Origin of the sequence: Burkholderia sp. E168m23 (assembly GCF_016586125.1) — a bacterium.
In the GTDB taxonomy this organism is placed as follows: domain Bacteria; phylum Pseudomonadota; class Gammaproteobacteria; order Burkholderiales; family Burkholderiaceae; genus Burkholderia; species Burkholderia orbicola.
The window spans coordinates 1-7,718 of the sequence record NZ_BCPP01000251.1; the positions used below are offsets into that span (position 1 = coordinate 1).

General features: G+C 67.6%; 8 protein-coding genes. 1 reads left to right on the plus strand and 7 read right to left on the minus strand.

The window, feature by feature from the left end; genetic code table 11:
* From JMF90_RS14965 to JMF90_RS14995, 7 genes are all read right to left on the minus strand, one after another.
* A partial coding sequence (locus JMF90_RS14965) for a HEAT repeat domain-containing protein (RefSeq protein ID WP_201325199.1) occupies positions 1 to 244 on the minus strand: 244 nt, incomplete at its 3' end.
* Between the two features lie 39 nt (positions 245 to 283).
* Positions 284 to 1,072: an ABC transporter ATP-binding protein gene (locus tag JMF90_RS14970; RefSeq protein ID WP_011549571.1), complete on the minus strand. Its 789-nt coding sequence runs from the start codon at positions 1,070 to 1,072 to the stop codon at positions 284 to 286.
* Entirely contained in the window at positions 1,069 to 1,944 is an 876-nt protein-coding gene (locus JMF90_RS14975; protein ID WP_011549572.1) for an ABC transporter permease, read from the minus strand. The genes JMF90_RS14970 and JMF90_RS14975 overlap by 4 nt, the downstream gene beginning before the upstream one ends.
* Positions 1,945 to 1,990: 46 nt before the next feature.
* Positions 1,991 to 3,415 carry an ABC transporter substrate-binding protein gene (locus JMF90_RS14980; RefSeq protein ID WP_011549573.1) on the minus strand — a complete coding sequence of 475 codons (1,425 nt, stop codon included), beginning with the start codon at positions 3,413 to 3,415 and terminating at the stop codon, positions 1,991 to 1,993.
* A gap of 116 nt (positions 3,416 to 3,531) precedes the next feature.
* The gene (locus tag JMF90_RS14985; RefSeq protein WP_006478532.1) at positions 3,532 to 3,777 is read right to left on the minus strand and encodes a ferredoxin family protein; all 246 of its coding nucleotides are present in this window, start codon (positions 3,775 to 3,777) and stop codon (positions 3,532 to 3,534) included.
* 11 nt (positions 3,778 to 3,788) lie between these two features.
* Positions 3,789 to 5,528: a fumarate reductase/succinate dehydrogenase flavoprotein subunit gene (locus tag JMF90_RS14990; RefSeq protein WP_011694310.1), complete on the minus strand. Its 1,740-nt coding sequence runs from the start codon at positions 5,526 to 5,528 to the stop codon at positions 3,789 to 3,791.
* Positions 5,525 to 6,295, minus strand: a complete 771-nt coding sequence (locus JMF90_RS14995; protein ID WP_201316971.1) for a GntR family transcriptional regulator — start codon at positions 6,293 to 6,295, stop codon at positions 5,525 to 5,527. The genes JMF90_RS14990 and JMF90_RS14995 overlap by 4 nt, the downstream gene beginning before the upstream one ends.
* 307 nt (positions 6,296 to 6,602) lie before the next feature.
* On the opposite strand from JMF90_RS14995, the gene JMF90_RS15000 reads away from it, so the two are divergent.
* Positions 6,603 to 7,718: MFS transporter (locus JMF90_RS15000; RefSeq protein WP_201325200.1), on the plus strand; the 1,116-nt coding region annotated here is incomplete at its 3' end.

The following is a 7,718-nucleotide window of genomic DNA, read 5'->3' on the forward strand; positions in this document are numbered from 1 at the left end:
CGACGACCTCGGGCTGCTCCCATGCGTCGAGCACGCGCGCGGCCTCGCTGCGCACGTCGGCCGACGGGTCGTCGCGCAGCGCCGCGATGAACGACGGCACGAGTTCGGGCGCTTCGAGATCGGCGAGTTCGAGCAGCGCGATGCGGCGCACCGATGCGTCGGCTGCGGCGAGGCGCGCGACGAGCGCGGCATGATCGGCGGCCGGCACGCCGGGCAGCGGGAAAGCGGAGGAAGAAGCGGTCATGGGAAAGAGTCGGTGCGGTGAATGGGCGGGCACGTGCGCTCAGGCGGCATCGCGCAACAGCGCGAGGCAGCGGCGCTTGATGTCGACGAACGCGGGCTCGGTCGTGCTGTCGTCGGTGCGCGGCCGCGCGAGCGGCACGCGGATATCGGCGACGATGCGCGCGGGCCGCGGCGACAGCATCAGGATGCGGTCGCCGAGAAACAGCGCTTCCTCGATGTCGTGCGTGACGAACAGCACGGTCGTGCCGATGCGCGACCAGATGTCGAGCAGCAGCGTCTGCATCATCCGGCGCGTCTGCGCGTCGAGCGCGCCGAACGGCTCGTCCATCAGCAGCACACGCGGCCGGTTGATTAGCACGCGGGCGATCTCGACACGCTGCTGCATGCCGCCGGAAAGCTGCGCGGGATAGTGCGCGCCGAAGCCGCCGAGCCCGACGAGCTCGAGCAGTTCGGCCGCTTCGCGGCGGCGCTCCCGCGCGGGCACGCCTTTCATCTTCAGGCCGAACGCGACGTTGTCGATCACGCGCTTCCACGGAAACAGCGTGTGCTGCTGGAACACGAGCCCGCGATCGGGATGCGGGCGGTCGACGCGTTCGCCGTCGACGACGATTTCGCCGTGCGTGGCCGCGACGTGGCCGGCGAGCGCGCCGAGCAGCGTCGATTTCCCGCAGCCGGACGGCCCGAGCACGCAGACGAATTCGCCGGGTGCGATGTCGACGTCGAGCGTATCGAGCGCCGCGAAGCGCGCATGCGGCGGGCCGAGTTCGATCGTCAGCGCGCGCACGCCGATGCGGCCGGGCGCGGGCGACGCAATGTCCGGCGTACTCACGATCGGCCTCCACGCGGTGCGTACCACGGCGTGAGCGCCGCGCCGATACGCTTGACGAGCAGGCTGCTGCCCATCCCGAGCAGGCCGATCAGCGCCATGCCGACCACGATGTCCGGGTAGTTCTGCAACGTATAGGATTCCCACGTGAAATAGCCGATCCCGTACTGGCCCGCGATCATCTCGGCCGTGACGAGGCAGAACCACGCGGTACCCATTCCGATCGACAGGCCCGTGAAGATCGACGGCGCGGCGCCGGGCAGGATCACTTCCGCATAGAGCGCGAGGCCGCGCGTGCCGAGGCTGCGCGCGGTCGCGACGAGCCGCGGGTCGACGGCTTCGGCGCCATGCACGGTATTGAGCAGGATCGGAAACAGCGCGCCGACGAACGTGATGAACATCATGCTCAGCTCGGACGACGGGAACATCAGGATCGCGAGCGGAATCCACGCGACGGCCGGAATCGGCCGCAGCATCTCGAGCGGCGGCAGCAGCGTGTCCTCGAGCGCGCGATAGCGGCCGATCGCGAGCCCGAGGCCGATGCCGGTGACCGCCGCCGCGACGAAGCCGGCCAGCACGCGCGTGATGCTCGCGAACAGGTGCATCGGCAGCTTCGGCGATTGCAGGAACGCTGCCAGCGCGGGGCCGACGTCGCTCGGCGCGGGCACGTTCGCGAACGTGACGATGCCGAGCGACAGCCGCCAGTGGACGGCCGCCTGCCACAGCGCGATGCAGGCGGCGAGCGATGCGATGCGCCATGCGCGGCGGCGCATCGGGGTCGAGCGGCGGCGCGCGGCGGAATGCGGTGAGCGGGTGTCACCGCTGCGCGGTGCGTCGGCGAGACGGCGTTTGACGAGGTCGAGGGTGGCAGCCATGCGGAAGTCCGGGGTCGACGAATGGAAGGGGAAAGGCGCGCGACGTTCAGCGGGCGGCGAGCGCCTGCGCGGTGACGGTCTTCGCGGCCGCGTAGTCGACCACAGCGCCCGATACCTGCTGCGCGTACGCGTCGGCGCCCGACTTCAGCAGGAACGCGGTGAGCACGCCGTGCGCGTCCTTCACGTACCACGCCTGGTCGGCGAACAGCTTCAGGCCGCTCGCATGGTCGTGCACGAACACCGCCCGCACCTTCGCGGAAGGGCCGAGCTTGCCGAGCGCCACGAACGCGGCGGTGGGGCTCGCGTAGTTGCGTACCGGTTCGTCGTTGGCGAGCCACACTTGCGCGACGTCGTTGAAATCGCGGATCGGCTTGCCGGTCGTCGCATCGTTCGCGACGAGCGGCTGCTTGCCGTAGTGTTTCAACGCCGCGTCGTAATCGAGCCCGGACGCCTTGAACGCCGCGCGGATATAGCGGTCGTCGACGAACGTCGCGGGGTCGGGCGCGGAGTCGGTCTTCTTCAGCAGCTTCAGCGTATCGATCGCCGTCGCGACCGCTTGCCGGTATTCGGGCTTCCACGTCAGGTCGCGGGTCTGGATGCCGAGCGGCCCGTGATACAGGTAGTCGACCGGCGCCTCGATGCCGGTGACCTTCTCGATCAGCAGGCTGTACTTTTCCGGGTTCTGCGCGAGCAGGCGGTTCGCCTCGATCGCGGCACGCAGATAGGCCACGACGATTTCCGGATAGCGCTGCGCGTAGTCCGCATCGACGAGTGCGCCGTGGAAGGTCGGCGCGTGGGTCTGCGCGCCGTCGTAGATCTTGCGCGCGATGCCGCGGTACGGGAACAGGTCGGCGAACGGCACGAAATCCGCATGCGCGTCGATCTTGTTCGCCTTCAGCGCGCTGCCGGCCACTTCGGGCGCCTGCGTGACGATGTTCACGTCGGTGTCGGGGTTCCAGCCCTGGGCCTTGATCGCGCGCAGCAGCATGCCGTGCGCGGTCGATGCGAACGGCACCGAGATCGTCTTGCCCTTCAGGTCGGCCAGCCCGTGCACCGTCGAATTCGACGGGACGACGATCCCGTTGCCGCTGCCGTCGATGCTGCCGTCGAGCACGGTGATGAACACGCTCTTGCGGCCGGCCTTGCGGAACGCCGCGCCGTTCAAGGCACCGGGGAAATCGGCCATCGCGCCGAAGTCGAGCTTGCCGGCGACCATCTCGTTGGTGAGCGGCGCGCCGGACGTGAAATCCTTCCACTGCACGTCGTATTTCACGTCCTGGTACTTGCCGGTGCGCGGCAGGTACTTGTCGAGCAGATGCAGTTCACGGATCAGCAGACCGCCGGTCGCGCAGTTGATCGTCGTGTCCTGTGTGCCGATCGCGACGCGGATTGTCTCCGCATGTGCAAAACCGGTGGCCGCGACCGCGATCGACGCGGCGAGCAGGCGAAACATCCGTAGCGTGGTTTTCATCAGTTGCTCCGAGAAACCCCGTCCTTCAGGACGGGGAGGAAAGGAGCGCCGCTGTTTGACAGCGGCATTCCACCGTTAAAATGGCCGGCACGATCCTTGGCGGGCGCCGCGCCGCGTCACCGCAGCAGGTAAGGAATGTCGACCTTGACCGCGCCGGTCGGGCAGTCGCGTTCGCACGGCATGCAGTACCAGCATTCGTCGAACTGCATGTAGGCCTTGCCCTTGGTGACGTCGATCGCGAGCAGGTCGAGCGGGCACACGTCGACACACACGGTACAGCCCTTGTCGGCGATGCACAGCGACTCGTCGATCGTCACGGGCGCGCTGCTGCGCTGGAAGATGTCGTGCGGGGTATGGGACATGGCAAGGTTCCTCAAAGGGCGGCCGCGAGCGCGGCCGGTTCGCGGATGCGCAACTGCGCGTAGGCGCCGCGTTCGTCGTCGGCGAGCGGCACGACGTACGGTTCGACCGGCCGCTTCTCGCTGCGCATCGCGCCCTCGGCATCCTTGCGCAACCACGTGTGGCAGAACCATTCGGCGTCGTTGCGGTGCGGAAAATCGACGCGATGGTGGTACAGGCCCCAGCGGCTTTCGGTGCGGAACAGCGACGCGCGCGCGGCCATTTCGGCGCAATCGCGGATCGCGCGCACTTCGGCCGCACGCATCAGTTCGTGCGGATTGTCGGCCTTGATTTCTTCGATATCCTCAATAATTCCGTCAAAACGTTGTAGCCCGATCTCCATCTTGCGCGTCACCTTCGGCGGTTGCAGGTAGTCGTTCACCATCCGGCGCAGCTTGTACTCGACCTGCGCCGGCGCCAGCCCGCGTTCGCGCAGCAGCGGTGCGAGCACGCGGGTGCGCTCGGCGTTGACCTGTTGGTCGTCCACCGGCGCGTGGTCGCGGCCGGCCACGTAGTCAGCTGCGTTTTGTCCGGCGAACCAGCCGTACGTGAATGCCCCGAGCATGTAGTTGTGCGGGACGGCCGCCATGTCGCCGGCCGCGTAAAGCCCCGGCACGGTCGTCTCGGCACGTGCGTTCACGTACACGCCCGACGCGCTGTGGCCGCTGCAGAAGCCGATCTCGGAGATGTGCATCTCGACCATCTGGCTGCGGTAGTCGGTGCCGCGCCCCGCATGGAAGCGGCCGCGGCTGGGCCGTTCGTTGGTATGCAGGATCTGCTCGATGGTCCTGATCGTCTCTTCCGCGAGATGGTCGAGCTTCAGGAACACGGGGCCGTTGCCGCTCTGCAGTTCCTGGTAGAACTCCCACATCATCTGGCCGCTCCAGTAGTCGCATTCGATGAAGCGTTCGCCCTTGCCGTTCGCGGTGAAGCCGCCGAGCGGGCCGGTCACGTACGCGCACGCCGGGCCGTTGTAATCTTTGATCAGCGGATTGATCTGGAAGCATTCGAGGTTCGCGAGCGCGGCGCCCGCGTGATAGGCCATCGCGTAGCCGTCGCCCGCGTTGGTCGGGTTCTCGTACGTGCCCATCAGGTAGCCCGATGCCGGCAGGCCGAGGCGGCCGGCCGCGCCGCAGCAGAGGATCACGGCCTTCGCGCGGATCACGTGGAAGTCGGCGGTGCGGCAGTCGAAACCGAGCACGCCGCTCGCGCGGCCTTGTGCGTCGGTCAGCACGCGCGTCGCGACGATCCGGTTCGTGATCGCGATGCGTGCGCGCTTCAGTTGCCGGTACAGCACCTTCTTGATGTCGTGTCCCTCCGGCATCGGCAGCACGTACGAGCCCATGTGATGGACCTTCTTCACCGCGTAGTCGCCGGTGCCGTCCTTCTCGAACTTCACGCCCCAGCGGTCGAGCTGCTCGATCGTCGTGAAGCTGTGCGTCGCATACGCGTACACGGCTTCCTGGTCGACGATCCCGTCGTTGGCGATCGTGATCTCGCGCGTGTATTGCTCGGGCGTCGCATGACCGGGGATCACCGCGTTGTTCAGGCCGTCCATCCCCATCGAGATCGCGCCGCTGCGTTTCACGTTGGCCTTCTCGAGCAGCAGCACGCGCAGCGACGGATCGCGCTCCTTCGCCTTGATGGCCGCCATCGGGCCGGCCGTGCCGCCGCCGACCACGACGACGTCGTATTCATGCACATGGGTATTCATCGCGGGCTCCTTGCAGGTTTGCGCGCCTTTTGCCGGTCGACGCGCAACCGGTACTGGAAGGCGTCGCCGCGGAAGTAGAGGTATTCGTAGTCGATCGGCGCGCCCGACGCGTCGTGCGTGAGGCGCTCGATGCGCAGCACGGGGCTGCTTTCCTCGACGTGCAGCGCGTCGACGATTTCGTCGTCCGCGAGGATCGCGTCGATCGACACGTCGGCATGGCCGAGCGGGATGCCGCAGTCGTTCTCGAGGATCAGGAAGATGTCGCGGGTCGCGAGATCGGCGCCCGCGAGGCGCTTGCCGAGCGCTTCGGGCACCCAAGTCTGTTCGAGCGACACGGGTTCGCGGTTCAGCAGCCGCACGCGATGGATCTCGACGAGCGGCGCGCCTTCCTGCACGTTCAGCTTCGTCGCGAGATGGCGATCGGCCTTCACGGTGCGCAGGCTGCGCAACTGGTTGACGATCTCGTAGCCCATCGACGACATCGCCTCGGCAAAACCCTGCAGCGACGTCACGTTCTGGAACGCCTTCGGCTTCGACACGAACGTGCCCTTGCCGTGCAGCTTGAACAGCAGGCCATCCTTCTGCAGGTCGCCGAGCGCCTGGCGCACCGTGATGCGGCTAACGTCGAACATCGCGCAGAGCTCGTGCTCGGACGGCATCCGGCTGTGCGGCGCGTAGGTGCCGTCGAGAATGCGCGCGCGCAGCGTGTCCTTGATCTGCACGTAGAGCGGGGCCGCGGACAGCGGCACGACGTTGGGTGGGGTCATCGGTCAACTTGTTATGACAAGATGGGGCGAGTGTAGCCAGCGTCATTGCGCGCCCCAACCAACTATTTGTGATTTCGAATTTCCCGTTGCGGAAAAGCGGGAGCGGGGTGAGCGGATGATCCGACCCTTGCAAGCCGCATGGAATCGCCGACAATAAAAATCTGCGGCCCATACGCCGCGCATGTCGATTTCCCGCTGCGTCGCCCGTCGTATCGATATCGACCGGGCAGTGCGCCGCGCCATGCGCTCGTCACCCGGTTTTCCGCGAATGGTGCAACCAACGAGGAGAGGCCACATGACATGCCACATGCCGGATTCCCGATACCGCTGGGTGATCGTCGCCGCGGGCGGCCTGATGGGCTGCGTCGCGATCGGCGCGATGTTCTCGTTGCCGGTGTTCCTGCGGTCCATCGCGCGCGATACGGGCTGGTCGATGACCGGCATTTCCGCGGCGATGACGCTCGGCTTCATCGCGATGGCGTTCGCCAGCATGGCGTGGGGCAGCCTGTCGGACCGCGTCGGCACGCGCCCGGTCGTCATCGCGGGCGCCGTGCTGTTGTCGGCGAGCCTGGCGCTGGCGAGCCGCGCGCCGTCGCTGCTCGTGTTCCAGTTGACCTTCGGCCTGGCCGTGGGCAGCGCGACGGCCGCGATATTCGCGCCGATGATGGCGTGCGTGACCGGCTGGTTCGACACGCACCGCAGCCTCGCGGTATCGCTCGTGTCGGCCGGCATGGGGATGGCGCCGATGACGATGGCGCCGCTGGCCGCCTGGCTCGTGTCGGTGCGCGACTGGCGCACGTCGATGCTGCTGATCGCCGCGCTGGCGGCCGTCGTGATGATCCCGGTGTCGCTGCTGGTGCGCCGGGCGCCCGCGCTCGATCCTGCATCCGCCCACGCGGCGCCTGCGCCTGCGCCTGCGTCGGCCGGCGCGCCCGCCGCGATGTCGGTCGCGGATGCGCTGCGTTCGCCGCAGTTCATGGTGTTGGTGCTGACCAATTTCTTCTGCTGCGCGACCCATTCGGGCCCGATCTTCCATACGGTCAGCTACGCGGTGACCTGCGGGATTCCGCTGATCGTCGCGGTATCGATCTACAGCGTCGAAGGGCTGGCGGGCATGGGCGGCCGGATCGCGTTCGGGGTCCTCGGCGATCGCCTCGGCGCGAAGCGCATGCTGGTGGCGGGGCTGCTCGCGCAGGCGCTCGGCGCGCTCGGCTACTACTTCGTGCGCACGCTCGACGGCTTCTACGCGGTCGCGACGCTGTTCGGCTTCATCTATGCGGGCGTGATGCCGCTGTATTCGGTGCTCGCGCGCGAGAATTTTCCACTGCGGATGATGGGCACCGTGATCGGCGGCTGCGCGATGGCCGGCAGCCTCGGGATGGCCGCGGGTCCGGTCGCCGGCGGGCTGATCGTCGATGCGTTC